The 26003-nt window shown below is 52.5% G+C and carries 24 protein-coding genes; 8 read left to right on the plus strand and 16 right to left on the minus strand.

Features of this window, described 5'->3' with window-relative positions; all coding sequences use genetic code 11:
• Positions 1–49: 49 nt before the first annotated feature.
• From ACTG3Z_RS11800 to ACTG3Z_RS11810, 3 genes are read left to right on the plus strand one after another with little or no spacing between them, the layout of a single operon-like run.
• Positions 50–709: a histidine phosphatase family protein gene (locus tag ACTG3Z_RS11800; RefSeq protein WP_439143270.1), complete on the plus strand. Its 660-nt coding sequence runs from the start codon at positions 50–52 to the stop codon at positions 707–709.
• A 12-nt stretch (positions 710–721) separates the two neighbouring features.
• Positions 722–1768 (plus strand): saccharopine dehydrogenase, encoded by a 1047-nt coding sequence (locus ACTG3Z_RS11805; RefSeq protein ID WP_439143271.1) that lies wholly within the window; start codon positions 722–724, stop codon positions 1766–1768.
• 12 nt (positions 1769–1780) lie between these two features.
• Positions 1781–2920, plus strand: a complete 1140-nt coding sequence (locus ACTG3Z_RS11810; protein ID WP_439143272.1) for a saccharopine dehydrogenase family protein — start codon at positions 1781–1783, stop codon at positions 2918–2920.
• Between the two features lie 39 nt (positions 2921–2959).
• Here ACTG3Z_RS11810 and ACTG3Z_RS11815 read toward each other — a convergent pair whose 3' ends face one another.
• Genes ACTG3Z_RS11815 through ACTG3Z_RS11835 form a run of 5 tightly spaced genes read right to left on the minus strand, consistent with a single transcriptional unit; the run spans position 2960 to position 7553 of the window.
• Positions 2960–3691 (minus strand): SDR family NAD(P)-dependent oxidoreductase, encoded by a 732-nt coding sequence (locus ACTG3Z_RS11815; protein WP_439143273.1) that lies wholly within the window; start codon positions 3689–3691, stop codon positions 2960–2962.
• On the minus strand, positions 3688–4251 hold the full coding sequence (locus ACTG3Z_RS11820; protein ID WP_439143274.1) for a DUF3833 family protein: 564 nt from the start codon (positions 4249–4251) through the stop codon (positions 3688–3690). Before ACTG3Z_RS11820 ends, ACTG3Z_RS11815 begins: the two co-directional genes overlap by 4 nt.
• A 4-nt stretch (positions 4252–4255) precedes the next feature.
• Positions 4256–5503, minus strand: a complete 1248-nt coding sequence (locus tag ACTG3Z_RS11825; RefSeq protein WP_439143275.1) for an MFS transporter — start codon at positions 5501–5503, stop codon at positions 4256–4258.
• Positions 5503–6255 carry a DUF1365 domain-containing protein gene (locus ACTG3Z_RS11830; protein ID WP_439143277.1) on the minus strand — a complete coding sequence of 251 codons (753 nt, stop codon included), beginning with the start codon at positions 6253–6255 and terminating at the stop codon, positions 5503–5505. Before ACTG3Z_RS11830 ends, ACTG3Z_RS11825 begins: the two co-directional genes overlap by 1 nt.
• Positions 6252–7553 carry an NAD(P)/FAD-dependent oxidoreductase gene (locus ACTG3Z_RS11835; RefSeq protein ID WP_439143278.1) on the minus strand — a complete coding sequence of 434 codons (1302 nt, stop codon included), beginning with the start codon at positions 7551–7553 and terminating at the stop codon, positions 6252–6254. The genes ACTG3Z_RS11830 and ACTG3Z_RS11835 overlap by 4 nt, the downstream gene beginning before the upstream one ends.
• Before the next feature lie 234 nt (positions 7554–7787).
• On the opposite strand from ACTG3Z_RS11835, the gene ACTG3Z_RS11840 reads away from it, so the two are divergent.
• Both ACTG3Z_RS11840 and ACTG3Z_RS11845 read left to right on the plus strand, forming a co-directional pair.
• Complete coding sequence (locus ACTG3Z_RS11840; RefSeq protein WP_439143279.1) at positions 7788–8327, plus strand: sigma-70 family RNA polymerase sigma factor; 540 nt, start codon at positions 7788–7790, stop codon at positions 8325–8327.
• Between the two features lie 5 nt (positions 8328–8332).
• Positions 8333–8980, plus strand: a complete 648-nt coding sequence (locus ACTG3Z_RS11845) for a ChrR family anti-sigma-E factor (protein WP_439143280.1) — start codon at positions 8333–8335, stop codon at positions 8978–8980.
• On the opposite strand, the gene ACTG3Z_RS11850 is transcribed toward ACTG3Z_RS11845, so the two are convergent.
• The 5 genes from ACTG3Z_RS11850 to ACTG3Z_RS11870 form a co-directional block, all read right to left on the minus strand.
• The gene (locus ACTG3Z_RS11850; protein ID WP_439143281.1) at positions 8977–9327 is read right to left on the minus strand and encodes a nuclear transport factor 2 family protein; all 351 of its coding nucleotides are present in this window, start codon (positions 9325–9327) and stop codon (positions 8977–8979) included. The two genes, ACTG3Z_RS11845 and ACTG3Z_RS11850, sit on opposite strands and share 4 nt — an antisense overlap.
• Positions 9317–10477, minus strand: a complete 1161-nt coding sequence (locus tag ACTG3Z_RS11855; RefSeq protein ID WP_439143282.1) for a DNA recombination protein RmuC — start codon at positions 10475–10477, stop codon at positions 9317–9319. The genes ACTG3Z_RS11850 and ACTG3Z_RS11855 overlap by 11 nt, the downstream gene beginning before the upstream one ends.
• Positions 10477–12306: a DNA mismatch repair endonuclease MutL gene (gene mutL, locus ACTG3Z_RS11860; protein WP_439143283.1), complete on the minus strand. Its 1830-nt coding sequence runs from the start codon at positions 12304–12306 to the stop codon at positions 10477–10479. Before mutL ends, ACTG3Z_RS11855 begins: the two co-directional genes overlap by 1 nt.
• Before the next feature lie 103 nt (positions 12307–12409).
• Complete coding sequence (locus ACTG3Z_RS11865; RefSeq protein ID WP_375265479.1) at positions 12410–13732, minus strand: ammonium transporter; 1323 nt, start codon at positions 13730–13732, stop codon at positions 12410–12412.
• 24 nt (positions 13733–13756) lie between these two features.
• Positions 13757–14095 carry a P-II family nitrogen regulator gene (locus ACTG3Z_RS11870; RefSeq protein ID WP_375265478.1) on the minus strand — a complete coding sequence of 113 codons (339 nt, stop codon included), beginning with the start codon at positions 14093–14095 and terminating at the stop codon, positions 13757–13759.
• 246 nt (positions 14096–14341) lie between these two features.
• On the opposite strand from ACTG3Z_RS11870, the gene ACTG3Z_RS11875 reads away from it, so the two are divergent.
• Entirely contained in the window at positions 14342–16540 is a 2199-nt protein-coding gene (locus ACTG3Z_RS11875; protein WP_439143284.1) for a transglycosylase domain-containing protein, read from the plus strand.
• Between the two features lie 24 nt (positions 16541–16564).
• On the opposite strand, the gene ACTG3Z_RS11880 is transcribed toward ACTG3Z_RS11875, so the two are convergent.
• The 3 genes from ACTG3Z_RS11880 to ACTG3Z_RS11890 form a co-directional block, all read right to left on the minus strand.
• On the minus strand, positions 16565–17170 hold the full coding sequence (locus ACTG3Z_RS11880; protein ID WP_439143285.1) for an MlaC/ttg2D family ABC transporter substrate-binding protein: 606 nt from the start codon (positions 17168–17170) through the stop codon (positions 16565–16567).
• Between the two features lie 2 nt (positions 17171–17172).
• Complete coding sequence (locus ACTG3Z_RS11885; RefSeq protein WP_439143286.1) at positions 17173–17943, minus strand: MlaA family lipoprotein; 771 nt, start codon at positions 17941–17943, stop codon at positions 17173–17175.
• Between the two features lie 174 nt (positions 17944–18117).
• On the minus strand, positions 18118–20049 hold the full coding sequence (locus tag ACTG3Z_RS11890) for a lytic transglycosylase domain-containing protein (RefSeq protein ID WP_439143287.1): 1932 nt from the start codon (positions 20047–20049) through the stop codon (positions 18118–18120).
• 155 nt (positions 20050–20204) lie between these two features.
• Here ACTG3Z_RS11890 and dapA point away from each other — a divergent pair, with 155 nt between their 5' ends.
• On the plus strand, positions 20205–21077 hold the full coding sequence (gene dapA, locus ACTG3Z_RS11895; protein ID WP_439143288.1) for a 4-hydroxy-tetrahydrodipicolinate synthase: 873 nt from the start codon (positions 20205–20207) through the stop codon (positions 21075–21077).
• Positions 21078–21105: 28 nt separating this feature from the next.
• Here dapA and ACTG3Z_RS11900 read toward each other — a convergent pair whose 3' ends face one another.
• Positions 21106–22137, minus strand: coding sequence for a helix-turn-helix transcriptional regulator (locus ACTG3Z_RS11900; protein ID WP_439143289.1), 1032 nt, complete (start codon positions 22135–22137; stop codon positions 21106–21108).
• Between the two features lie 128 nt (positions 22138–22265).
• Between ACTG3Z_RS11900 and ACTG3Z_RS11905 the strand changes: the two genes are divergently transcribed.
• Positions 22266–23300 carry an alpha/beta hydrolase family protein gene (locus tag ACTG3Z_RS11905; RefSeq protein WP_439143290.1) on the plus strand — a complete coding sequence of 345 codons (1035 nt, stop codon included), beginning with the start codon at positions 22266–22268 and terminating at the stop codon, positions 23298–23300.
• 39 nt (positions 23301–23339) lie between these two features.
• Here the strand turns inward: ACTG3Z_RS11905 and ACTG3Z_RS11910 are convergent, their stop codons facing one another.
• Both ACTG3Z_RS11910 and ACTG3Z_RS11915 read right to left on the minus strand, forming a co-directional pair.
• The gene (locus ACTG3Z_RS11910; RefSeq protein ID WP_439143291.1) at positions 23340–24644 is read right to left on the minus strand and encodes a M16 family metallopeptidase; all 1305 of its coding nucleotides are present in this window, start codon (positions 24642–24644) and stop codon (positions 23340–23342) included.
• Positions 24641–25999 carry a M16 family metallopeptidase gene (locus ACTG3Z_RS11915; RefSeq protein ID WP_439143292.1) on the minus strand — a complete coding sequence of 453 codons (1359 nt, stop codon included), beginning with the start codon at positions 25997–25999 and terminating at the stop codon, positions 24641–24643. Before ACTG3Z_RS11915 ends, ACTG3Z_RS11910 begins: the two co-directional genes overlap by 4 nt.
• Positions 26000–26003: the final 4 nt, after the last annotated feature.

Here is a 26003-nt window from a genome sequence, read left to right on the forward strand (position 1 = left end):
AACTCTGCATCCTCAGCGCTACATCTTTGTCATGCGATAAGGAAACTTCATGTCCCAAATTACTCTGGTGCGGCACGGCCAAGCCAATTCGAACAGCACGGACGAACACGGTTATGACAAGCTAAGCCCCCTTGGCCACGAACAAGCCGCTTGGCTTGGCGCGCATATGCGCGAAACCCATCAGACTTTTGACAGTGTTTATTGTGGGACATTGCGCCGCCATGTCGAAACGGCAGCTGGAATGACGGCAGAGCAATACGCCCAAATCACGCAAGACCCGCGACTGAACGAGCTTGCCTACTTCGATCTCTCGAATGCGTTCGAGGCCTATAGCGGTCAACCCATCCCAACGCTCCAAGAGGAATTCGTCGCGCATATGCCGCGTCTGTTCGAAGCGTGGATGGGCGGGCATCTCAAAGACATTCCAGAAAGTTTTGCGAGCTTTGAAGACCGCGTCTGCCAAGCGATAGAGGACATAAGCGCGCGCAGTGATCGCGCGCTGGTGATCACGTCAGGTGGCGTGATCGGATTGATGACGCGCCAAGTCCTTGATCTAAATACAGATAATTTTGCGCGCACATGTCTTTCGATCATGAACTCTTCAACACATCGCTTCACCAAGATCGGTGCTAAACTGTCGCTCTCGCAATTCAATAACATTGCTCATCTTGAGCAAGTCGGGCGCCATCACGCGCAAACGCATATCTAAAAGGCTAAGGACATGACACATCTCTGGGTGCGCGCAGAGCAGCGCGAAAACGAAGACCGCGTTGGTCTAACCCCTGCAGGAGCGTCCGAACTTATCAAAGCGGGGCTGCGCGTTACGGTTGAGCAAAGCTCGGTCCGCGCGATTGGAATTGACGGGTACAAAGCAGCAGGCTGTGAGATCGCACCAGAAAACAGTTGGCCCGATGCACCCGTAAACGCCATTATTTTTGGCCTGAAAGAGCTGCCCGAGGATGGTTCACCCCTTCCCCACCGCCACATCATGTTTGGTCATGCATATAAAGGGCAAGCCAGTGGGCGCATTCTGCTTGGTCGCTTCAAAGCAGGTGGTGGCACCCTCTATGATCTGGAATACCTCGTCGATGAGACAGGCCGCCGTGTGGCTGCATTTGGCTACTGGGCCGGATATGCGGGTGCTGCGGTGGTATTGCGTTGTTGGATGGCCCAACAGAGCGGCGCTATCGCTGGACCAGTCGGTGTTTTCAAAAGCTCTGAGACCCTCGTTGATGACTTGCAAGAATCCTTGCAACACTTGGATAAATCAACTCTCAACGCCTTGATCATCGGTGCACTGGGGCGCGTCGGCACAGGCGCGAGCGATTTGCTAAAGGCACTCGATATCCCTGTCACAAAATGGGACATGGCAGAAACTGCAAGCGGCGGTCCGTTCCCTGAGGTTCTGGAGCACACCCTATTTCTGAATTGCATACTTGCACGACCCGGAACGCCTGTTTTCGTTCCCCAAAGCGCTAAAACAGACCCGCGACAGCTGCGCGTTATTGGAGATATCGCCTGCGATCCCGATAGCGATTTTTCTCCGATCAAAGTCTATAACCGAACCACAACTTGGACAGAACCAGCTCTTCGCGTTCATGACGAACCATTGCTTGATGTCACTGCAATCGACAATTTGCCCTCTATGCTGCCCGTTGAAAGTTCGCAGGATTACGCTGAACAACTCTTGCCTTCCCTTCTCACCCTCGCCAACCTTGACAGTGGTGTTTGGGCGCGGGCCGAAACCACCTTTAACGAACATCTGTAAGGACACGTGAACATGACAATACATTGGTGTGGAACAGGCCTTTCGGCCATCCCGGGTTTACGTCGTTTGATCAAAGCAGGTCACGACGTCACGGTTTGGAACCGAACGCTAGACAAGGCACAGGATGCTGTTGGCGATCTTACCGAAGACATTCGCGTATTTGACCTTGATGCTGTGAGTGCGGCGCTAAAAGCAGGCGACGTTGTTGTGTCCATGTTGCCCGGTGATTGGCATGTCCCCCTCGCGCAAAAAGCTATTGATTCAGGCGCACATTTTGTCAGCTCTTCCTACATCGCACCTGAAATGCGTGACCTTGATAATCAAGCGCGCAGCAAAGGTGTAGCTTTGGTGAATGAGATTGGTCTTGATCCCGGCATTGACCATCTCATGGCGCATCACCTGGTCGAAACATACCGAGCCAGCGATGCCCTCGACAAAGACGCAGAGCTGTCGTTTATTTCATATTGTGGTGGCATCCCGAAAACGCCCAACCCGTTTCGTTACAAGTTTAGCTGGTCGCCGCTTGGGGTTCTGAAAGCGCTGCGCTCTCCGTCAAAATCCATTCGTGATTTCAAAGAGTTCAATGTTGCGCGCCCATGGGATGCGATCACTCACTATGAAGTGCCGCTCCCGTCCCCGGAAAGCTTTGAAGTCTATCCAAACCGCGATTCTTTGCCTTTTATGGCGCAATATCATTTCGACACGGAGTGGAACGTCAAAGAGTTCGTACGCGGCACCATGCGCCTGAATGGCTGGGCCGATGCTTGGGCAAATGTTTTTGCAGAAATTGAAACGCTGGAAGGACCAAGCGGTGAAGCGCGCCTTAAAGAGATGTCAGATCAATTCTGGGAAGAAAACGCATATGACGAAGGCGAACCAGACCGCGTGGTGCTTTGCGTTGCACTCAAGGCCGAGAAGAACGGCGAAACCACATGGCACCAAAGCTATGTGATGGATGCTTGGGGTGATAAGAACGGTACCGCGATGGCGCGTCTGGTTTCTATCCCGCTGTCTCACGCAATCGAAGCTGTAATCGCGGGAAAAATCGACGCTGGTGTCAGCGCGGCGACAGATGATCCAGAGCTTTTGTCAAAATGGCTTTCTGAAATCGATAAACTCGCACAGCATCTTACCATCGTCGATCACGTTTAAAACAAAAGCGCGCCGTGTACTCGCGGCGCGCTTTTTTGTTTAGGCAAACAAACGGTAATACATCCAGTCTGGCATAAACTGCGACAGCCTGAACACCCACGAAAACACGCGCGGGAAGCTCTTCTTGAAACGGTCTGAGTTCATCAACTCGAACATCTCACGCGCTGCGTCGTCTGGCTCCATAATAAAGGGCATTTTAAAGTCGTTCTTTTCCGTCAAGCGTGTTTTGATGAAACCCGGATTGGCCAGTTGCACATCAATGTCTGTTGCGCGCAAATCAGCATACATGCTTTCCGCCAAAGCCATCGTCCCCGCTTTGGAGGCAGCATAGCCAATCGCGCCTGGCAGACCGCGAAATCCTGAAAGCGACCCTGTAATCACTAGATGACCAGTGCCACGTTCTTGCATCATCGGCATGACGGCACCCATGACACGAACAGCGCCAGTGAAGTTGATATCGACCATCGCCTCAGCTTTTTCGGCATCCCATTCTTGCGATTTCATGGGCCAATATACACCAGCAAGGAAAACAACACCGTCCACGTCACCAACAGCTTTTGCCGCGGATGCGACGCTGGCGCTGTCACTGACATCAACGACCTGAGAGGACGCGTTTCCGGGCAGTTCAGCGACAAGCGCATCAAGCTTGTCTTGCGAGCGTGCTGAGACAATTACCTCAACGCCGGCACGCGCCAATTGATGCGCCAATGCTGCGCCTAAACCTTCACTTGCTCCAACGAGCCAGTATCGTTTGCCTGCCCAATCTCTCACGCCACTTCCTTCTTTCTCATTGTCGCGACCAATTCTGCGACCTTGAAGCCGAATTTGCGGAACTGACTGCGATTCACAATGGACCCATTCGGTGCAAGATACATCCAATCGATCGTATCAAGCACATGGCCCCCTGCTTCATCTGGTAATTTGATGCGGTATTTCAACTGCACTGCAGACCCTGTTTGCGTGCCAGACCCTGTTCCGATCACATCGGGCGCTTCAGCTTTGATCGTGCCGTCGTTGCCAAGCGTCAGGTGCCATTCACGGTTCTGTACCGTGCCGCTGTCATAACGAAACTCTTCGCGCATGTAGCCTTTGTTGCCATCCCATTCCGCTTCGAAATTTCCAACAAACCGCGAAGTGACACGCCCGGTTGGACCATAGATCACGCCTTCGCATTCGATGGGGCCATTCAGGTGCTCTCTTAGATCAAACTGTGGATCGTTCTTGGCATAATCCAGTGGGCTTTGTGCCGCGAAATCCATGTATTTGCTTTTGAGATGGTTCAAAACCAGCATCAAAGCGACACCCAGCAACACGTAACCAATCGTTTCCATTCGCTTATCCCTTTTCCATTTCTGTTGTCGCAAGCAACGCTATCGCAAGGCACTTCAACCCGCATGGCACAGCTGCATAGAGTAACGTCAGAAGCCAAAGTGAGGCTTCGGTATTATCGCCGCCGGAGTTAAATCCGGCCCGCTCCAACATCGGGAGCAAAACGACAGCCGCAAACGCAAGCGACAGTTTCGACACCAAAGCCCAAAGGCCAAAGCCTTCAGCCGCATTCGGTGCAATTTTCGCCATGCGGGTGGCGAAAGCCGCAGGCAAAAGAGTGAGGTCCGCACCCATCGCAGCACCTGTGGCCACGCAAACGAGTGCGAACAATAAGATATCCCCGCTGCCAAGGCTAATGGCCATCGCAAAGGCAAGAACGGCAAGGATCATTGCCCCGAGAAGGACAGGTTTGATCCCGTACTTTTGTGCAAGCAGCCCCCAAACAGGTGCCGCAACGGCCGCGCTCAAGAAGAACAACAAAAGCAACACACCTTCTTGGCCAGGTGCGTCAAGACGGCTCTCAACAAAGAATAGGAACAGGGTAGAGCTTACTGCAACAGGTACAGCGTTGACCAAAGCGATAAGCAGTAAACGGCGTACATACATATCTTGCAAGATCGTGCGAAACCCCGGCCCTGCGGCAGGCATAACATTGCGCCACTCACCGCGCATCAGAACGACTGCAATAAAACCCAAGATCGCAAACGAAACGGCAAACCCTGTAAACTCTGCATCCATGATTGAGATGAACAAAAATGGCGCTATCGACGCGAGACATACCCCCAAAAGCGCACCCGTTTCGCGCCAGCGGGCGAGCCTAAGGTGACCGCCCTTTGCCATGCCATCTGCCTTGCCAACGCCTTGCGCATAAAAAGAAATCGTCAGGAAACTAAACGCCGAAAACACTAACGTTAGCATGATCGCAAACCACAAAACTGGCGAGAACATCGGCTCTATCGCAAAAAGCCCGATCATACCGCCACAAAGAATAAGCACGCCCAATGCAACCGCGAAGCCGCGCGCTGACGCTGTCATCGCAGCAAGCTTGCCGAGCAACGGGTCTTGGACCACATCAAGTAAACGCAAAGCAAATAGAACAGCACCCAAGGCACCCAAAGACACGCCAAATTCGTCCACATAGAACTTGGGCGCATGGATGTAGATCGGCAAACCAGCTGCTGACAACAGCGCAGCAAAAACCGCATAGCCACCCAACGCGGAAACCCGCGCGTTGTCTTGAACTGCGTTTTGCATCACGACACTTCGCTTGCAGGGGGATCAGGACGGTTCCGAAAGCTTGCGCCTTTCCACCAAAGTTTCAGAGCCTGCCAATGAATGAGGCTCAGCACACGACGCGATCCAAAAGGACGTTTCAGGCAAAATCCGACTATATTGGAATTGCTCAATGGTGCGCGTGGTCCAGTTAAGGTCGCAACCAAACCACCTGCTTGGCTCGTATAGTCGATGAAAATGCCAACGCTTGTTTCGCTCACATCAAAACGAAATTCATAGCCGCCCTCAACAGGTTGAAAGGGCGACACATGCATCAATTTGTGCGATTTGAGGCGATCACTTGCCACGATCGGGCGCAGATCATCGTGGTGGCACAGATAGCTATGTCGATCTCCGTAGGTATTGTTTACCTCAGAAATCACCGCACAGAGTTCATCCTGTTCGTTATGGATCAACCAAAAACACACCGGATTGAAAACATGTCCAAGGACACGCGGTTGCGTCAAAAGCAGAATTTTGCCGCCAAGTTGGACACTATTCTCTGCAAGGACATCACGCACCCAAGCGGCCCCGCGCCCTTCTTTAGGCAATCCGCCATGATCGCTGTCGAAGACGGAAATTAGATTGCGTGCATTGCGCGCAAACAGCCTAGGCGCGTCAACGTTCGCATCCATGTCAAGCAGCACATAATCCACGCGATAACGGAACGCATTGGCAATCTCGCCTTTGCGCCCGTGATACGTGTGGCCAGCAATGTGCTGCACTTTGTTCATTGTGCAGCAATCCCCATTGCATTCGCGCTGCGCATAGCTTCAACCACATCGACGGCGCTCGATAGGCCGTCCTCATGAAATCCGTTTTTCATCCACGCACCACAGAACCATGTGTTATTTTCGCCGTTCAACTCAGCCACTTCGCGTTGCCCATCAAGCGCTGTCAGATCAAAAACAGGATGGCGCAAAGTGACCTGATCGTAGATCAGCTCTTCTTTGATAGAGCGCTTAGTGTTGAGTGTGACAAAATGCGGATCATTCGCTGGGATTGGTTGAAGCGAGTTCATCCAATACGTGAGGTCAATTCTTTCGTTCTCGTTATTCGCATCTTCCGTGTAGTTCCATGAAGACCAACACACCTTGCGGTTGGGCATCACAGACGCATCAGCGTGCAAGACGATGTCATTTGGCTGGTACTTGATTTTATCCAACGCCGCAGATTCCGCAGTTGTAGGGTCAGCTAACAGCCGCAGGCTATCGTCTGAATGCGTGGCAAAGATAACTTCGTCGAAAGCTTCCCATTCGCTGCCCGATGTTTTGATCTCAACCCCATTAGCCACACGGCGAACCGCATCAATTGGCGTACCCAAACGCAGCTCAGCGCCTTTCGCGCGCAAAGACGTCTCGACACGACTTACATATTCTGTTGATCCCCCATTCACTGTGTACCATTGATGTTGGCCAGTCACGCCCAGCAGTGCATGATTTTTAAAGAAGTCCATCAACGCGTATGCAGGAAACTCCATGATCTTGTCTGTCGGCGTCGACCAGATCGCACCAGACAGCGGTGCGAGGTAATAATCTCGAAAATAGCGGCCAACACCCAAGTTATCCAAAAAAGTTCCAATCGCCCAATCGGGGTTTGCAGCGGCGAGGTCATACCCTTTTGCGTTAAAATGATTGATGTCGCGCAACATGCGTAAGAATCTTGGATCAAATGCATTTTTGCTTTGCGCGAACACGGCGCGCACGGAGGCAAGACCGTACTCCAACCGCCCGCCTTCGATAGATGCGCCGAAGCTCATGTTCGATTTGACAACTGGTACATCCAACTCAGCGAACAAGGCTGCCAAATGCGGATAGTTCGCGTAATTGAAAACGATAAAGCCTGTATCCACAGGCTGGTTTCCGTTTGCGCCAGCGATGATCGTACGTGCATGTCCACCTAAACGGTGCTCTGCTTCGAAAACCGTTACGCGATTATCACCGCTAAGCATATGTGCTGCGCCTAGCCCAGAAATGCCTGCACCAATCACGGCAATATTTTTATGTGGTTGGTGTCTGTTCAGTGTTGGCATTCTAAGCGCTCCGAGGATAAAATAGCGTTGGTGCTATGAGAGTTTACGCAGTTACTCTCTAATCGGATGCAAAAGAAGAAAAATTAACATGTAAGTGATCCAATTCCGACAACGAGGCGTATTGCTGTATGTTGACATGCGTTTAAGTCTTGGAGAACGACCCCAATGCCCTAACCTTCGGGAAAACGACAAACATTTGGGACGTAAAGATAAGACAGGCCAGGACGAACTGACGTGAGCAACACAACGAAAGACTGGACCGCGCAGATTTATGCGATCAGGGACAAGCAGGACCAGGCCGCATTTGCCGAACTGTTTGCCCACTTCGCGCCGCGTGTGAAGGGATTTTTAATGAAAAGCGGCGCAGATGCGTCTTTGGCAGAGGAATGTACCCAAGAGGTGATGGCCACCTTATGGCGTAAAGCACATATGTTTGATCCGACGCGCGCAAGTGCAGCAACTTGGATTTATACGATTGCGCGAAACCGTAAAATTGACGCATTGCGCAAGCAACGCCGGCCAGCACCAGAAGACCTGCCTTGGGGTCCCGAAGCTGAACCCGAACAGGCTGATGCAATCGGCTTGAAACAAGAGACAGAGCAATTGGCAGTTGCGATCAAGGAATTGCCCGAGAAACAGAGGAGTTTGATTGAGCAGGCCTATTTTGGCGACCTTTCGCATAGTGAAATTGCAGAAATTACGGGTCTACCACTGGGCACAATCAAATCCCGCATTAGGTTAGCATTAGAGCGGCTGCGCCACGCAATGAAGTGATGAACATGACACATACGATCAAACACCACCTGACGCCCGAAATTCTGATGGCGTATTCCGCTGGCAACCTGCCAGAAGCCTTCGGTCTTATCGTGGCGACGCACGTGTCAATGTGTGACACATGCCGCGCGGATCTGGAAAGCTACGATGCTGTTGGTGGCGTCGTTATTGACGATGCGGAAACGGCCGAAGTATCTTCGGACGCTTTTGCAGCGACGATGAAGTTGATCTCTGCCGGCGACACGGTGCCCGTTTCTCCGCGCCGCTCGACCGGCACGCTGCCTAGTCCTCTGCAAGATTACGTTGGTGGTGATCTGTCCGCGATCAATTGGAAACCGCTTGGCATGGGTGTGAAGCAAGCGATTTTGCCAACGTCCAAAGCCGCGACCGCACGTCTGCTTTACATTCCTGCAGGTGCCGCTGTCCCGGATCACGGTCACAACGGCACAGAAATGACGCTCGTTTTGCAGGGTGCATTTGTCGATGAAGAGGATCGGTTTGCACGTGGTGACGTCGAAGTCGCCAACGAAGACCTAGAGCACACACCAATCGCAGATGTCGGCGAAGATTGCATTTGCCTTGCAGTTACAGACGCACCGCTCAAGTTTAACGCGTTCTTACCACGACTCGCACAGCGCTTCTTGCGCATTTAAGGGTCAGCGTGGCACGCAGATGCCCGTGTGACTTGGCCACTCTCGTCGAAAAACAATGTCTCCGCTGCACGTACGCCGCGGTGATTTAAGTATGTGATCACCATCATCATATGACCTTTGAAGACGTGCTGTACTTCAAATTTCAAGTCAGGCTGTTTGATTAGAGCGCGCGCCCAGTAATCTCGCAACGCATTTACTCCAGTCACTTCTCCCGTTCCCACCAAACCCACGGCTTTGCGAGACCGGAAACAAATATCAGCGCTGTAGTGCGACAGAATGCGATCTAAATCGTGGCTATTCCACGCCGCTTCCCACTCGCAGGCGAAATTATCGTAATCAACGCTCAATCTTCGGTCCCTTTAACGGAACGACTGTCTGGGTAGGTTCAGGAGCCAATTCTTCAAAGTCAAAGTTATCCAAGCGCCGCGCACGACGCCCTGCTTTGTCGGCGCTGATCTTTATCTCTGAAATATCCTTGGCCGCTTGGCCAAAATGCCGGTCTAAATTTTCGACCCGTGTACCAAGGCGTTCCACGTCGCCAAACAACAACCCCAACTCGCGCCTGATCGAGCCGGCTTGTTCTTGCATGCGCGCGTCTTTCAGGATTGCGCGCATCGTGTTCAATGTCGCCATACATGTTGTTGGTGACACGATCCAAACGCGCGCAGCAAATCCTTCGCGTACAAGCTCCGGAAAGTTGGCGTGTAACTCCGCATAGACCGCCTCGGATGGGAGAAACATCAAAGCGCCATCAGCGGTTTCGCCATCAAGAATATACTTCTCCGAAATTGCTTTAATATGCGCCTTTACTGAAGCTCGCATCATCTGAGCAGCAACATTTAATTCATGTTGAGTCTGCGCATTCCTCAGCGCCTCATAAGCTTCCAACGGGAATTTACTATCTACAACAATCGGCCCGGGAGGGTTTGGCAAATGAATCAAACAATCGGCACGTTTGCCGTTAGAAAGCGTCGCTTGCCACGTGTAGCTATCCGCAGGGAGCGCCTTGCCAACAATATCCTTTAACTGGATTTCTCCAAATGCACCGCGCGTTTGCTTATTGCTCAGGATGTCTTGCAGACTAAGGACATCGCTAGACAGTTTCGTAATATTGTCTTGCGCCTTATCGATCGCTTGAAGGCGCTGCTGCAATTCACCAAGACTTTGCGCAGTGCGACGTGCCGATCCTTGCAGGTTCTCGTTCATCGTCCCACTAACATGGGTCAAACGCTGTTCCATCAATTGCAAAAGATTGGCCTGCGAAGCTGCGGCGGCTTCCGATACATGATTTAAACCACCAGCAAGTTGTTGTTGTCCATCCGATAAGGACTGAACCCGTTGCCCCAAAATCCCCATCTGATTGGAAAGCGGTTCTGTCATCCGCGCTGAACGCGCTGCCGCCCGAATAACGATGATGAGAAGTATGAATATCAACAGAAACGCCAAGACGCCCGCAATCGCCGCCAGAACGAAGGGATCTTCCAAATCGATCGTCATCAAGTACGCCCAAACAGCCGTTCGATATCGGCAAGTTTCAATTCGACATAGGTCGGTCGTCCATGATTGCATTGCCCAGAATGCGGTGTGGCTTCCATTTCGCGCAACAACGCATTCATCTCTTCACCGCGCATCCAACGACCTGAACGGATCGAGCCGTGACAAGCAACGCGGCTCAGGATCGCTTCGATCTTTGCTTGTACAGCGATGCTTTCGCCTTGGTCCGCCAGTTCATCAAGAATATCTAGCAACATCGCTTTCGCGTTCACTTCGCCCAAGATTGCAGGCGTTTCGCGCACAGCAATTGCACCGCCGCCAAAACGTTCAATCCCAAGACCAAGACGCGCCAAGTCTTCAGCAATTTCCATCAAACGCGCGCAATCGCCATCGGAAAGTTCAACAATCTCGGGGATTAACAAAGCCTGGGCAGCGACGCCGTTAACGGCCATTTGGGTCTTGAGTTTTTCGTAAACCAGCCGCTCATGTGCAGCATGCTGATCGACGATCACCATACCGTCTGCCGTCTGTGCGATGATGTAATTCTCGTGCACTTGGCCACGCGCAGCGCCTAATGGAAACTGCTCCGCTGGTGTGTGCTCAACAACTTGTTCTACACGGCTAAAGACTTGCGCTGTTTCTTCAAAGCCCGGTGCTTGCGCCTGATGGCTAGACCGCAAAGCCCCCTGCGTCGGGCGATCCATCTGATATATGCGTGCCGGTCCTGTCGGTTCGGGCCGCATTGCCCCCAAAGTTGCATCAGACACCGTCGTAGACGCGCGGTGACCCGCCTCTGAAAGCGCATGGCGTAACGCCGACACGATCAAACCTCGCGCTAAACCCGGGTCACGGAATCGCACTTCTGATTTTGCAGGATGCACGTTCACATCGACCAACTGCGGATCACAATCAAGGAACAGCGCCGCCGCAGGATGGCGATCTCGCGAGAGGAAATCAAAATATGCACCGCGTAAAGCGCCATAGAGAAGCTTGTCCCGCACAGGGCGTCCATTCACGAACAAATACTGCGTGACTGCAGAACCCCGTGAATATGTCGGCAAAGCCGCAAACCCCGTTAGGTGCAGCCCCTCGCGCTCAGCTTCGATACGAAGGGAGTTGTCAGCAAATTCGCGACCAATAATCCCGGCCAAACGCCCGTGTAGCGCATCAAACAGGTCGCCGTTTTCTGCATCAGCACGAAACGTCACGCGGCCCTCGCCGCCACCTGTAACATCGCGCAAAGTGAAACCAACGAAGGGTTCCGCCATCGCGAGACGCTTAACAACATCGGTAATCGCTTGGCTCTCAGCCCGGTCTGTGCGCATAAATTTTAAACGCGCAGGTGTCGCGAAAAATAGATCACGCAGCTCAACAACTGTCCCTTTGGACAAAGCCGCTGGCTTGATCGCGCTCATCGCACCGCCGTTTACGGCGATCTCGAAAGCATCGTGGCCTGCCGCGCGCGATGTTATTGTGAGACGTCCTACGGCACCTAAAGACGGTAGGGCCTCGCCTCGAAATCCAAATGTATGGATATTCAAAAGATCACTACCATCGATCTTTGACGTGGCATGACGCGACAGCGCAAGCGGCAGAGCATCTGGAACTATTCCGCACCCGTCATCAACAACACGGATCAAAGTCTTGCCACCATCCGCATAGGACACTTCAATGCGGGTCGCACCTGCATCGATGGCGTTTTCAACCAATTCCTTCATAGCGGAGGCAGGTCGTTCGACCACTTCGCCCGCTGCGATACGATTGATCGCAGCCTCGTCAAGCTGACGGATAACAGGCTGTGTGTCGCTTATGTTGCGGACGGTTTCATTCATACCGCAACACTTAGCATCTCTGCGCGATTCTGCCACGGGGGTAAAAACGAAAAAACCCGGGCGCGAACGCCCGGGGTAAAGTCTCTCTTATCGGCTAGGGAGGTTAGCCTTTTGAGAATTCAGGATAAGCTTCCATGCCCAGCTCTGTTGTGTCGAGACCGCTGATCTCGGCTTCTTCACTGACACGGATGCCGACTGTTGCTTTCAAGATGAACCAAACCACACCAGACACGACGAAGGTGAACACACCGACAACGAGGATGGAGTAGAGCTGTACACCAAGATTAGCGGCATCGTTTGTGAATGTTACGGCGATCGTGCCCCAGATACCTGCAAAAAGGTGAACAGGGATCGCACCAACAACATCGTCAATCTTCAACTTATCAAGGAAGGGAACAGCGAAGACCACGATCACACCACCGACTGCACCGATCAGCGTTGCTGTGCCAAGCGACGGTGTCAAAGGCTCAGCTGTGATAGACACGAGACCCGCAAGTGCGCCGTTCAGGACCATCGTAAGGTCAGGCTTCTTGTAAAGTACCTGTGTCAGGATCATCGCTGTGATAGCACCACCAGCCGCAGCTGCGTTCGTGTTGGAGAAGATGCGGGAGATGTCAGCAACGTTTGCAGCGCTATCCATGTAAAGCTGGGAGCCACCGTTGAAGCCGAACCAACCGAGCCACAGAATGAACGTACCAAGCGTCGCAAGCGTTAGGTTGGAACCCGGCATTGGAACCGTACGGCCATCTTTGTACTTGCCGATACGTGGTCCAAGGATCAGCGCGCCAGCCAAAGCAGCCCAGCCACCGACGGAGTGCACAACTGTGGAACCCGCAAAGTCCTGAAAACCCATGCCATCAAGGAAACCACCGCCCCATTTCCAAGAAGCTTGGATTGGGTAGATAAGGCCAACAAGGATCACTGTGAACACGAGGAAGGGCCATAGTTTGATACGCTCAGCGAGTGCACCAGATACGATGGACGCGGTTGCCGCACAGAACATCAATTGAAAGAAGAAGTCAGATCCGACAGACGCGTATGTGAGGTCAGGCTCAGCACCTTCAAGCCCAACTGGCTCAAGACCGGTTGCAGCAAAGGCACCCAAGATGCCCTCAATGGACCAACCATCGCCCGGATACATAAGGTTATAGCCGACCAAGTAGTAGAAGATCGTCGCAAGTGAAAAGAGCCCCATGTTCTTGGTCAGCTGCATTGTCACGTTCTTGCCGCGCACAAGGCCCGCTTCAAGCATCGCAAAACCAGCTGCCATGAAGAAGACCAAGAAGCCTGCTACAAGGAACATAAAGGTCGTGAAAATAAAGCCAATCTCAGCGTTGGTCGGCGTTGTGTCCGCTTCTTGTGCCAGTCCCAAGCTCGGGAGCAGCACCATCAGAGCGGTGGCACTTAAAAGTGTCGTCTTTTTCATATCCGTATCCTTCAACATGCGCGCTTAAATCGCGTCGTTATTTGTTTCACCCGTCCGCACGCGCACCGCCTGCGCAACGTCGAGAACGAAGATTTTGCCGTCACCGATTTTTCCGGTGCGCGCTGTGGTCGTAATGGTTTCAACAACCTGGTCTGCCATGTCGGCACCGACCACGATTTCCAGCTTCACTTTAGGCACGAAGTTCACCGCGTATTCCGCACCGCGATAAATCTCCGTGTGACCAGACTGGGCACCGAAGCCTTTGATCTCTGTGACCATCATGCCGCGCACGCCAATGTCTGTGAGCGCTTCGCGGACGTCCTCCAGCTTGAACGGTTTGATTGTTGCTATGATGAGTTTCACTTGAAAACCTTTCGTATGAGCGAGGGGTCGAATCCTCTGATTACTCGTGCAGAAAAACGTTCCCAGCGTTGGGTTGGAAGAAAACCGCCCATATTTAGATGCAAAATTGGACGCATTAGCCTAATTCTTAATCTTCTAATTATTTTTGATTAATATTTAAGCAAAATGAATTCACAATTCTCCACTCAACATCTCAGTTGTAACGGGATATGCTAATAAAAAATAAGATCCGAGCAGGTTCGTTAAATGGTTCAAAAGAAACGCGGTAACTCAAAACTTGTCGCTGAAAAGCGCTATGGCACCACAAAAACCGCTGCCAAGCCGCGCGCAAAAACCCGAAAAAAACGTGCGGCTCGCAAACCGATGCGCGGCCCAATCGGGTGGATTATCGCTCTCTTTCGTTGGATCGTACGCCTGATTTGGGGATTCACCTGGCGCATTGGATTTGTCACCGCGGTCATTCTTGGCCTTGCGGTAACTTACTTTGCGCTGCAACTGCCCGACGCAAACGCCCTTTTAGATGGTCGTGCACGCGGTTCTGTTACGCTACTGGACCGCACAGGCGAAACTTTCGCTTGGCGCGGTGATCAGTTCGGCGGAGCTATCACAACTGATACTGCTTCAGTTCATCTTGTGAACGCTATCGTCGCAACCGAAGACAAACGCTTCTACTGGCACCTCGGCGTCAGTCCTCGTGGAATAGCGAGCGCTGTACGCATTAACCTTCGTGAAGGTCGCGGGCCATTGTCAGGGCATGGCGGATCGACGATTACGCAGCAAACCGCAAAGCTTCTTTGCCTTGGCGTGCCTTATGACAGTGCCACTTGGGAAAGCGAAAAGGAATACGAGGCAGACTGCCGTCGCACTACAATGTGGCGCAAAGCTAAGGAAGCCATCTTTGCGATGGCCATGGAAGCGAAATACTCCAAGGATGACATTCTTAATATCTACATGAACCGTGCGTTCTTGGGTGCTGGCGCGCGCGGGTTTGAAGCAGCAAGTAAGCGATATTTTGGAAAGTCAGGTGCAGATATCAATGCCGCAGAAGCCGCAATGCTCGCGGGCCTTTTGAAAGCGCCGACGCGCTATGCCCCTACAAACAACCTGTCCAGATCCCAAGATCGCGCGTCCGTTATCATCGGGCTTATGGCGGACCAAGGATATCTGAGCCAAAAAGACGCTGACATCGCGCGCATCGCCCCTGCACAATTGTCTGAAGCAGCAGAAGCGAAAGCAGGCGGCTATTTTGCGGATTGGGTCATGGATAGCGGACCGGAATTTTTCACGCGTGACACGACCGAAGATGTCATCATCAAAACAACGCTAGATCGCCGCCTTCAAGCAAGCGCAGAAGAAGCGATGAAGTACATTTTTGAAAACAAGGTGCGCAGCGGAAGTAAAGCACAAGCAGCCATCGTTGTGATGAGCGCGGACGGTGCCGTGCGCGCGATGGTGGGTGGTCGAAACACCAAAGTGTCCGGTGGCTTTAACCGTGCAACGCAAGCGATGCGCCAGACCGGATCTGCCTTCAAGCCATTCGTCTATGCGACGGCGCTTGAACTTGGGCACAGCCCGAATGAACGTATTGTGGACGAACCGCTCACGATCAACATCCCCGGTTCAGGACCATGGACCCCCAAGAACTACACAAAGGACTTTAAAGGCTCGGTCACTCTGACCGACGCATTAAAGGACTCGCTCAACATTCCTGCTGTCAAGCTCTCGGAACTTGTTGGTCGCGAAAACGTACGCAAAGTTGCGAGCGATTTCGGGATCGAAAGTGATCTTGCTGCTGGTCCGGCCCTTGCGCTTGGTGCGTCTGAAAGCACTTTGATCGAGATGACTGGTGCATATGCGGGCATCCTTAATGGTGGTTCTTCAGTGACGCCCTATGGTTTGGTGGAGTTAAGCCTGCTTGGCGATAACGAACCGCTCATGGGAACAGGTGGCGGGATAGGTGAACGCGTGATCCGTGATGAAGCCGCAGGCAAGCTCATATATATGATGGAACGTGTGGTAAGCCAAGGGACAGGTCGCCGCGCGATGCTTCCTGATCGTGAGGCAGCCGGCAAAACCGGGACAACGCAAGCCGCGCGCGATGCGTGGTTCATTGGCTTTACTGCGGACTATGTCGCTGGTGTATGGATGGGATACGACGATAACACACCGCTCACGGGTGTTACTGGTGGCGGACTTCCCGCTGAAATTTGGAACGAAGTCATGGTTCGTGTACACCAAGGGTTGCCCGCGCGTCCCTTACCAATGGTTGCGCCAACCCCGATAGCGCCCCAGCCACAACGACAGCAACGAAACGGTGATTTCGAACCTATTCCTGCGGATGGTGTTGCTGATACAATTCTTCAGCGCGTACTGCGTAGCTTGGGGCCAAGCAATGGACCGACAACTCAGAGAAATGAACGCAGAGACTCAATCGGCGATCGATGAACGCCGATTGAAGCTAACGCCTGATTACTTTGCATTACGCAAGTCGGCGATCATCTGATCAATGTTGCCACCACGTCTGTCGATCATCGCGCCAATCTCTGTACGTTCGGTCAAAAGCAAGTTGATGCCTTCAATGAACATATTGAAGAACTTGTCGCGGCCCGTGCGATCAGAAACAAGGAAAGTCACAGTAAAGGGCGATTCACCGCGTAAGAATGCAGTTGTCTTTACTTCAAACCAGCTCTTCACAGGGCGCACGCTTTCAACTTCAAGGCGGCCGCCAATGAATTCGCGGAAGCGCGATCCATACTTACGAGAAATATAGGTTTGAAACTCAGCCGAAAACTTCTTCTTCTGCGCGTTGCTGGCGCGACGCCCATCGTTCCCCATCGCATAGGCTGCGATGTAGGAGGTGTCGCCATACTTCGCGAAAATGCGTTTGAAGTCATTGAACATCGCTTGTTCTGATTTTCCAGACGCGATGACGCGGTTGATTTCACCAACCAAAGCATCCACGAGCTTCTTCGCGCTCGCATTGTCGAGTGCTGACGCAGTCGTTGGCACCAGCGTGAAGGTTGCGACTGCAGCGCTGATCAAACCAGTTGCGGTACGGCGTGTGTACTGTGTCATGCTTAAAATCCTTCGGTATTTAGATCAAAAGGATTGATCTCTTCGGCAGCATCCCCGTCACCAAGCTCAAAGCGGCGGTTCTGTAAATAGATACCGCGCGCTTGGCTGTAGCTGTCCGCACTATTGTAAAGCACAGAATCGACAGTTTCGGCATAGCGCCCGCGATCCCCTACCTTTGACGCAACTCCGGCAGCAGTGCCAATGTATTTGTCGGGGCTCGGCAAAACATAGCTCAAAGGGTTGGTAAAGAGATCAACAGCGCGACCAACGGCAGCGCGCTCTGTTGATGGGCCAAGGATCGGTAGTTCAATATATGCGCCCTCTGGCACGCCCCAAACATACAATGTTTGTCCGAAATCCGCTTTGACTTCGTTGATCTGAAAATCTGCTGCTACGTCGAAAAGCCCGCCGAAACCTAGAGTCGTGTTAAACACAAAACGCATGGTGTTAATGAACGCACCCTCAACGTCACCTTGCAGCAAGTTATTCACTACTGTGCCTGGCACACCGAGGTTTGCAGAAAAATTGCCGATGCTATCTTCTAAGTCATCCGGGATAATCTTGGTGTAACCAACGCCCACCGGACGCACCAAAGCTTTGTCCAACGCGCGGTTTAGCTCATGGGTTTGTCTGTTATTTTCTTCATAAGGGTCGAAAACATCACCGGAAATGCGCGCACTATCAGGTGTCGCACACGCCGCAAGGAAAAGGCACAATGGCACCAGCACAATCAAAGAGATACGGCGCGCTCGAAATGGATTAGTCTTAAACACTTTTCCCACCAGACGGTTTTTCTAAATAGTTAACTAAGCTGCATCTGCCAAAGAACCAGCGTTGAACCCATTAAATCCCTGGGTTGTGACTCAATCGTGACAACTTTCTTCAAATATCCTCAGCATCTTCGCATATTGATGCGAAAGGGTGAAGTGCACCAAACGAAATACGCTCTAACGCATCTGTACGAGCTCTTTTGAAAATGGAATGGGCAAAGGGTCCAAACCCAAGCGTGCGCGATAGATGGGCAAGCTTTCAGTCACGCGCATCGCGTAGTTTCGCGTTTCTCGAAACGGGATATGCTCGATCCAGTCGACAATATCGATTTCACCTTTGCGCGGATCGCCATAAACTTCCATCCAACGCACAGGCCGCCCCGGACCCGCGTTATAACCTGCCGAAATCATCACAGGATTGCCGCTAAACTGCTTTTTCAGACGCGCCAGATAAGCTGTTCCAAGTTGTGCATTGTATCGCCAATCCGATGTCAGCTTTTCTTTGGCATAATCTACACCCAATTCGCTCGCTACATTTTGCGCAGTGGCAGGCATTACTTGCATTAAACCACGTGCACCGGCACCAGAGACAACGACTGGGTCAAACTCGCTCTCGCGCCTCGCAATCGCCAAAGCGAATTCCGTTTCAATTGGATGTGCTGACTTCGCAAGATCGTGCAGTGCATAATAAGGCGCAGGAATAGTCACGCCCTGACTGGCGGCACGTTTGCCAATCATTACAGCAATATGCGGCTCATTCAGGTCAATCGCGACCTGCCCGAGCTGAGCCGCTTCTAGCGGGCTCAAGCTTTCTGTGAGATGGGTAAAGAAACGCTCTGATATCGTCAGCTCACCCGCTTGAAGCGCTAAGACAGCCGCTTGAAACACGGTCGACCCCATGAATGCCGCATCGCGCCAATCCGGCAAAGCCGCTGAACCCGCAAGGCTTTGATCAAATGCTATGCCACCACGTTCTGCGGCCAACAGACCATAGAAACTCGATTGATATTCAGCCCCATCCGCATAGGACGCTTTTGCCTGTTTCGCGTTACCAAGCGCCTCTTGCGTTCGTCCAATCCAATAGCCTGCGCGCCCGCGTGAAATAGGTGTCACAACCGCGCCTTGATAGGCCCGAAAATGGGTCAGCGCTGTCGCGGGGTCATTCAAGAACCGCAATGCAATATAACCACTCAGCCATTCCAAATCAGCAAAGGACGATCCTTCAACCAAATGATGCTGGCTGGCCAAAGCATAAGCCTGTTTATAATCTTTGTTACGCATCAACTGGCGCGAGAGCGACCGGCGCCTATTCGCCCATTGCTCCGGCTCACCCAGTGTTTTGGCGCTTTTACTCGCGGCCAATGCCAGCTCGATCGCGTCTTGTTGTCGACCTTTACGCGCGCGCCAAACAAAACGTTCAAACGTCAAACCCGGATCATTTTGCAAGTCTTCGGGCACAGACGCGACCAAAGCATCTGTGCCATTTACCCGCGCACGCAAACCTTGGCGCGCCTTGGCAAGCTTGCGATACCCTTCAGGAACAAGCGACAACATCCGGTCTGTATTGCTTTTCCAGTCTTTCCAAAGAAGCATATCGAGCCGCGCAATGTGATGGTCCGCAAGTAAGTCCCCATGCTCTTGCAACATTCGCGCGTGCGTTTGAGGGCCGATTGCCATGCTGCGCCACGCAAGTACCAATCCGGCCTCAGCACTACCCTTTTGACCGCTCGCCGTCAGTGCACGCGCATGGGCAAGAGCACCTTGTGCGCTTTGTGGCAGGTTATCACGGAAAAACAGCAAAACGTCCGCATCACTCACATCCAACATCGCGGGTTCACTTTTGCGACGCAGCCAATCCAGACCAGGCCAATCAGGATTGAGATCGAGAAACAGCATCACCTCTTCAGCTGTTCCAAGACCACCGCGCAAGCGGTGCCATTCGATCAAGTCATAAGCAACGGGACTAACATCACTCGCAATCGTGCGCGCTGTTGTCCAATCACCGGCGCGCATTGCCTCGAAGGCGCGCGTGAGAGGAACGTGGCCATCCGCGCGGGCAAAAATAGGCGAACACAGCATAAGAAAAAGGAAAAGGGCGAAACGCATCATGGCTTGCAATTCATTCAATGACAAAGGATAGACATCGCACAACCTAGCCTCTGGAGCGCTGGCCGCAATTCACAATTGCGCGCATCGGCAAATGCTTGCAGCGGGCAGCGAATTCATCCGGGCATTTCGTCCGCCAACACGAAGAGGAGCGTGTCATGTTTAAAGGGTCTCTACCCGCAATGATAACGCCGTTCACGAACGGCGAACTGGATCTGGATACGTTGAAAAAACTTGTCGAATGGCATGTGGGCGAAGGCAGCAATGGGCTTGTTCCTGTTGGCACTACGGGTGAAAGCCCGACGCTTACCCATGAAGAACATGAGAACGTTGTTGAAGAAATTGTACGCGCATCTGCGGGCCGTCTTCCGGTCATTGCAGGGGCTGGCAGCAACAACACACTTGAGTCGATCCGGCTTGCGCAACACGCAGAAAAAGTCGGAGCTGATGCGGTTCTCGTTGTCACCCCTTACTATAATAAGCCCACACAGCGTGGTTTGAAGGCCCATTTCACCGCTATCCATGACAGCACGAACATCCCGATTTTTATCTACAATATCCCGGGTCGTTCGGTCGTTGACATGACGCCCGAGACAATGGGTGAGCTTGCAAAGCTGCCTCGTATCGTCGGTGTAAAAGACGCAACTGGCGATTTGGCGCGCGTACCTTTGACGCGTTTGACATGCGGTCACGACTTCATCCAACTCTCTGGCGAAGACGCAACAGCGCTTGGTTACAATGCCCACGGCGGTGTTGGCATGATATCAGTTACGGCAAATGTCGCGCCAAAACTGTGCGCTCAGATGCAAGCGGCAACCCTTGCAGGTGATTTCAAAACCGCGCTTGCGATTACTGACAAGCTCATGCCCTTGCACAAAGCAATCTTTACGGAGCCGGGGCTTGTCGGTGCAAAGTACGGGATGTCCAAGCTTGGCTTGTGCAGCGACGAAGTGCGCTCACCTTTGACCAGCTTGACGGACGAAACAAAAGCAATGATTGACGATGGCATGCGCCACGCAGGTTTGCTCTAATCAGATATGGGCGGCGACAAAGCCGCCCTTATTTTTGTATGCGATACGCCGCTGGTGAGCATCCGTAGACCCTTTGAAATTCTCGATAAAAATTGGACCGCGTCAGAAAACCTGACTGTTCCATTACCTTTGCTACGCTCTGATCTGTACCGCGCAAAAGATCGGCTGCATGTTCCATGCGAAACTGGTTCACATATTGCGAAACGTTCATATCTTGTGTGCGATTGATCGCCACCGACAAGGCGCGCACAGTCACATGCAAGCGCCGCGACAGGCGCTGAACTGACAGGTCTGGCTCTAAGTAGATCTGAGTTTCATTTAGCAGTGCGCGTGCCGCTTGCTCCAACTTCACATTCTCGTCCCGCTCTCCTTCGAACAACGCCGTACTTTTCGCACGAGGTACAGACATCAACGAAGGCAGCACAAAAATGAAGGCAAGCAATCCAATGATAAACGGGATCGACGCGAGCGAGATCAACGTCTTTGCATTGCGCCCCTCATTCAGCATAAAATCTAGCGCAATCACTGTATCAAACAGTAATATCGTAAACAGCAAGACCATGCCGCGCAGCATCCAATTGGACACTTTTTGCGCCACATCGAAATAGGCATGTATCAAGTAGTCTGGCCCTTTCCGCCACAACCGCCAAAGCGCAACCAAGTAGAAAACGTAACTGAGGGTGATCACCCAATCGAGCGCATAGATCGGTCTGGGCGACAAAAGGATCACAGCAATTACCGCAAACGCTAAGCCGAGGTTCAGTAAAATCGCGCGCGCAAACCGTTCTTTTGGAACCGCAAATGCTGCAAAGCCGAGGTATTGCAATGGTCCCACAAGCATCGGCAATGTGCGTTGGATCAGGATTACTTGCTCGAGGCCATAGCCAAAGCGCAGACCAACGAGCAGTGAACTAAAGCTGAGCAGCGCAAACAAAAGCGCAAACAAAACCGTCGCGCTTTTGCTTCCCAAATCAAGACGCAAGATCAGCACCGCGATCGCAGCGCCCAACAGAGCAGTCAGGATAGGGAGTGGTAAAACCAGCAAAGCACTGTCCTGCATATGTCCTCTTTCACGTTTTCGCTGTCCTAGATCAGGTTTCAGGACAGGTTCTGCACCCTGATGCGATTGCGAGATCGCGATGTTCTGAGCAACTCCAATGGTATCACGCAAACATATCGGAGTTCGACATGAAAAGACTTTTACACATTCTCTCCCTCGGCCTGTGTATCGCAGCGGCGCAAGCCTATGCAGACACCACAGTTATGGGCTGGCAAACGTTATCGGTAACTGACGCACAAAAGGAGCGTCCCATCGAAGGACTGCTATGGTATCCCGCACAGGATGATACACGCGTAGAACGTATCCAATCGAATGGTGTTTGGATCGGCGTGGATGCCGCGAAAAATGCGACGCCTGTGGAGGGCAAGCATCCTTTGGTCGTGCTCTCGCATGGAATGTACGGCAACGCTCGCAACCAGAACTGGCTCGCTCAGGCATTGGTATCAGAGGGATACATTGTAGCTTCTCTTAACCATCCCGGCACATCGACTTGGCTGCGCGACCCTGATGATGCCCGCCAGCTTTGGGAGCGGCCACGCGACGTCTCTCGCGTTATCACGTCTCTCTTAGGCGACAAAGATTTCTCGGCACTTATCGACGCAGAGCGCATCTTTATGGGCGGTCATTCTCTTGGCGGTTGGACGGCTATGTGGCTCGCGGGTGGGAGGTATGACGGCACAAAGGTCAAAGCAGAATGTGCCGCTGATCCAAGCGATCTCATTTGCGGGATCAGCGACATGTGGCAGATCGCAAAAACGCCTGAAGACGTACTCGCGATGGAACAGGACCTGAGTGATCCACGTATCAAAGCAATTGCTGTGTTTGATCTAGGCGGCACACAGACCTTCGCGTTTGAAACCCTCGCAAAGGTGAAGACACCGCTTTTGGTGATTGGTGCGCCAAAGCCGTCCAAAGGATCACTTGATCTAAACCGTGAGAGCCGCGCACTGGTTCGCGCGCTTCCCAAGGAAACCACGCGTTATATCGAGCTCACAAGTCTCAGCCACTTCGACTTTTTGGGCCTTTGCACCGAAAGGGCTGTTGAAATCCTTGAGGACGAAATCGCAGGAGATGGTGAAATTTGCGAAGATGGCGCTGTCGAGCGCATCACAGATCATGCATTGATTTCAAATGCAGTCATCGCATTTTTCGCCAACCCTTAAACAAACGCGAGCGCCCTTTCATCAAGGGCGCTCAAGCTCTCAAAGACCGTCAGGTTTACCAACGACTGTGAAGTGCAGCTCATCGGGCAAATACACTTCTTTTATCACACGATTGATATGCTCGAGCGTGACCTCGTTCACCTTATCATTACGCGTGTTGATGTAATCAATCGGCAGATCACCCATCTGCATGCCCATCAAAATACGCGCGATTGGGGCATTGCCATCAAAGCGCAAAGGATACGCACCTGTCAGGTAAGTCTTCGTAGCATCAAGTTCTTCTTGCGTCACACCCTCGTTTGCCAGGCGCGCCCACTCGTCCTTGATCACCTCTATCGCTGCAGCAATCCGATCATTCGCTGATGCCACTTGGCCCTGCACCATTTCTGCATGATCTCTTGGGGACAGAAATGCATAAACGCCATAGGTCAGACCGCGTTTGTCGCGCACCTCATCCATCAAGCGGCTTTCAAATCCACCGCCGCCAAGGATCGTGCTTGCGATGAACGCGGCAAAGAAATCAGGGTCGTCACGCTTGATGCCGCGATGTCCAAACAAGGCAACCGATTGTGGCGTGTCGTATTCAACGACCGTCACACCCGGCTCCAAGGCTACCTCTACACGCTCAGGCATAGTAGCCCCTGTTTCGGGCAGGTCAGCCAGAAGGTCGTCGATCAATGCGCCTAACTCATCAGCAGTGATATCACCAACAGCACTAATAAACACCCGATCCCGCGCCATTATATCGCTGTGCGCGTTCACAATGTCTTCGCGTGTCAAGGCACCAACAGATTCAAGCGTTCCTTCATTTGAGCTTCCGTAAGGATGATCACCGAATGCTGCCTTGTTAAAGGCCGAACGCGCAATCGCATCGGGGTCTTTCAGATCAGACCCGATGATCGACACGACCTGCGCCCGCACACGATCTATCGCCGATTGCTCAAACGAAGGTGCTGTCAACGCGCCCTTCAAAAGAGCAACCGCTGCATCGCGATTTTCGCTCAACATGCGTGCAGAAATACTGACAGAGTCACCAGACGCGTCAAAGCTAAACGATGCCGCGAGCTCATCCACCTCACGCGCAAACGCTCGCGCATCCAGATCGCCGGTACCTTCTTCTAACAAAGCCATCATCAGCGAAACAGAACCACGCTTGTTAGGACGGTCAAGCGATGCGCCGCCTTTGAAACCAATCCGCAGCGCCATGAACGGGTGTGTATGATCCTCAACCAACCACGCTTTAAAGCCCATTGGGGATGTTATTTCTTGGATATCGACATCGGCGCGCAAAGGGGCGGCCACCAGCGTGACAACCGTCAGAACACTCAGGAAAAAATGCTTCATTGTGTTGCCTCCAAACCAGATGTCAGCCATCCCGTGACCGATGACTTCTTATCAAACACCGCGCGCATTGCGGTTTTGATATCTTCTTCTGTGATGCTTTCAACGACATCGGGCCAAGCCAGAATATCCGCAATCGTAAGCCCTGAGGTCAACGCGCGCCCATAGCTATTTGCCAACCCTTGCACGTTGTCTTTCGCGTAGATCCGGCTCGCGCGCATTTGGCTCTTGATCCGCGCCAGATGCGCCTGATCAATCGGTGTTTCCATAAATTCTTCGATGACCGCGTCCATTTGCGCCTCTGCTTCAGCCAAGGTCACGCCGGGCACGGGGACAACGATTGTCGTGAATGTGGTGTCATCCAGCGATGTGCCACGATAATAAGCGCTGGCGAACACGGCTGTCTTGTCCTCGAATTGCAATTTTTGCGTCATGAAAGACGTCTGCCCATCACCCAGCAAATCTGCGCCAAGCATCAGGGCAGCGGCCGTTTTCTGATCGTCGCTATTCCGTTCTGGTGCGAGATAAGAGCGGCGCACATAGGGCTGCGACACACGTGGGTCTTCGAAAACCAAACGTCGCTCAACATTGTGAAGCGGTTCTTGTGGGCGAGCGCGTGGTTCAAGATCAGGGTTTGCTTCCAACGGGCCATAATGACGCTCGGCCAGTTCTTTAACCTCTTCAGGCGTCACGTCGCCTGCAACGATCAAGATTGCATTGTTGGGCGCATAAAACTGTTCATAATATTCAAGCGTATCGGGCAGTTCGAGCGTTTCCATTTCATGACGCCAGCCAATTATAGGCACGCCGTAGCGATGGTTCATATAAAGCGCAGCACTTGCTTGCTCACCAAAAAGCGCATTTGGGTTGTTTTCGGTGCGTTGATTACGCTCTTCGATAATAACTTCGCGCTCAGTCAGAATATCCGCCTCGGTGAGACGTAGATTCACCATGCGATCCGCCTCCATCTGCATCATCAGTTCTAACCGGTCAGAGGCAACGCGTTGAAAATAAGCGGTATAGTCATACGACGTAAACGCATTGTCCGACCCGCCATTGGCTGCGACAGTTTTGGAAAACTCTCCCGCTTCCATGTTGTCTGTCGCTTTGAACAACAGATGCTCCAAGAAGTGTGCCACGCCGGAAACGCCAGGCTTTTCATCCGCAGACCCCGCACGATACCACATCATATGAACCACCACGGGCGCGCGGTGATCTTCAATCACCACCACTTCCATTCCGTTGTCCAAGTCGAAGGTGCTCACCTGTTCGTCAAAGCGCGTAATGTCTGCAAGCGCGCTAACGGGCACTGCCAAAAACGCCAAAACAGGCGCAACCACACGAAGTCCAAAGCGCATCACG

The sequence above is a fragment of the Planktotalea sp. genome, from assembly GCF_965659345.1.
GTDB lineage: Bacteria > Pseudomonadota > Alphaproteobacteria > Rhodobacterales > Rhodobacteraceae > Planktotalea.

What these genes read in the sequence shown, in the direction of transcription:
- ACTG3Z_RS11875 (WP_439143284.1), top strand. Translation starts at nt 14,342, where the DNA reads ATGGTTCAAAAGAAACGCGGTAACTCAAAACTTGTCGCTGAAAAGCGC.
- ACTG3Z_RS11890 (WP_439143287.1), bottom strand. Translation starts at nt 20,049, where the DNA reads ATGATGCGTTTCGCCCTTTTCCTTTTTCTTATGCTGTGTTCGCCTATT.
- ACTG3Z_RS11835 (WP_439143278.1), bottom strand. Translation starts at nt 7,553, where the DNA reads ATGCCAACACTGAACAGACACCAACCACATAAAAATATTGCCGTGATT.
- ACTG3Z_RS11825 (WP_439143275.1), bottom strand. Translation starts at nt 5,503, where the DNA reads ATGCAAAACGCAGTTCAAGACAACGCGCGGGTTTCCGCGTTGGGTGGC.
- ACTG3Z_RS11865 (WP_375265479.1), bottom strand. Translation starts at nt 13,732, where the DNA reads ATGAAAAAGACGACACTTTTAAGTGCCACCGCTCTGATGGTGCTGCTC.
- ACTG3Z_RS11910 (WP_439143291.1), bottom strand. Translation starts at nt 24,644, where the DNA reads ATGAAGCATTTTTTCCTGAGTGTTCTGACGGTTGTCACGCTGGTGGCC.
- ACTG3Z_RS11820 (WP_439143274.1), bottom strand. Translation starts at nt 4,251, where the DNA reads ATGGAAACGATTGGTTACGTGTTGCTGGGTGTCGCTTTGATGCTGGTT.
- ACTG3Z_RS11905 (WP_439143290.1), top strand. Translation starts at nt 22,266, where the DNA reads ATGAAAAGACTTTTACACATTCTCTCCCTCGGCCTGTGTATCGCAGCG.
- ACTG3Z_RS11915 (WP_439143292.1), bottom strand. Translation starts at nt 25,999, where the DNA reads ATGCGCTTTGGACTTCGTGTGGTTGCGCCTGTTTTGGCGTTTTTGGCA.
- ACTG3Z_RS11855 (WP_439143282.1), bottom strand. Translation starts at nt 10,477, where the DNA reads ATGACGATCGATTTGGAAGATCCCTTCGTTCTGGCGGCGATTGCGGGC.
- ACTG3Z_RS11810 (WP_439143272.1), top strand. Translation starts at nt 1,781, where the DNA reads ATGACAATACATTGGTGTGGAACAGGCCTTTCGGCCATCCCGGGTTTA.
- mutL (WP_439143283.1), bottom strand. Translation starts at nt 12,306, where the DNA reads ATGAATGAAACCGTCCGCAACATAAGCGACACACAGCCTGTTATCCGT.
- dapA (WP_439143288.1), top strand. Translation starts at nt 20,205, where the DNA reads ATGTTTAAAGGGTCTCTACCCGCAATGATAACGCCGTTCACGAACGGC.
- ACTG3Z_RS11830 (WP_439143277.1), bottom strand. Translation starts at nt 6,255, where the DNA reads ATGAACAAAGTGCAGCACATTGCTGGCCACACGTATCACGGGCGCAAA.
- ACTG3Z_RS11805 (WP_439143271.1), top strand. Translation starts at nt 722, where the DNA reads ATGACACATCTCTGGGTGCGCGCAGAGCAGCGCGAAAACGAAGACCGC.
- ACTG3Z_RS11845 (WP_439143280.1), top strand. Translation starts at nt 8,333, where the DNA reads ATGACACATACGATCAAACACCACCTGACGCCCGAAATTCTGATGGCG.
- ACTG3Z_RS11800 (WP_439143270.1), top strand. Translation starts at nt 50, where the DNA reads ATGTCCCAAATTACTCTGGTGCGGCACGGCCAAGCCAATTCGAACAGC.
- ACTG3Z_RS11900 (WP_439143289.1), bottom strand. Translation starts at nt 22,137, where the DNA reads ATGCAGGACAGTGCTTTGCTGGTTTTACCACTCCCTATCCTGACTGCT.
- ACTG3Z_RS11880 (WP_439143285.1), bottom strand. Translation starts at nt 17,170, where the DNA reads ATGACACAGTACACACGCCGTACCGCAACTGGTTTGATCAGCGCTGCA.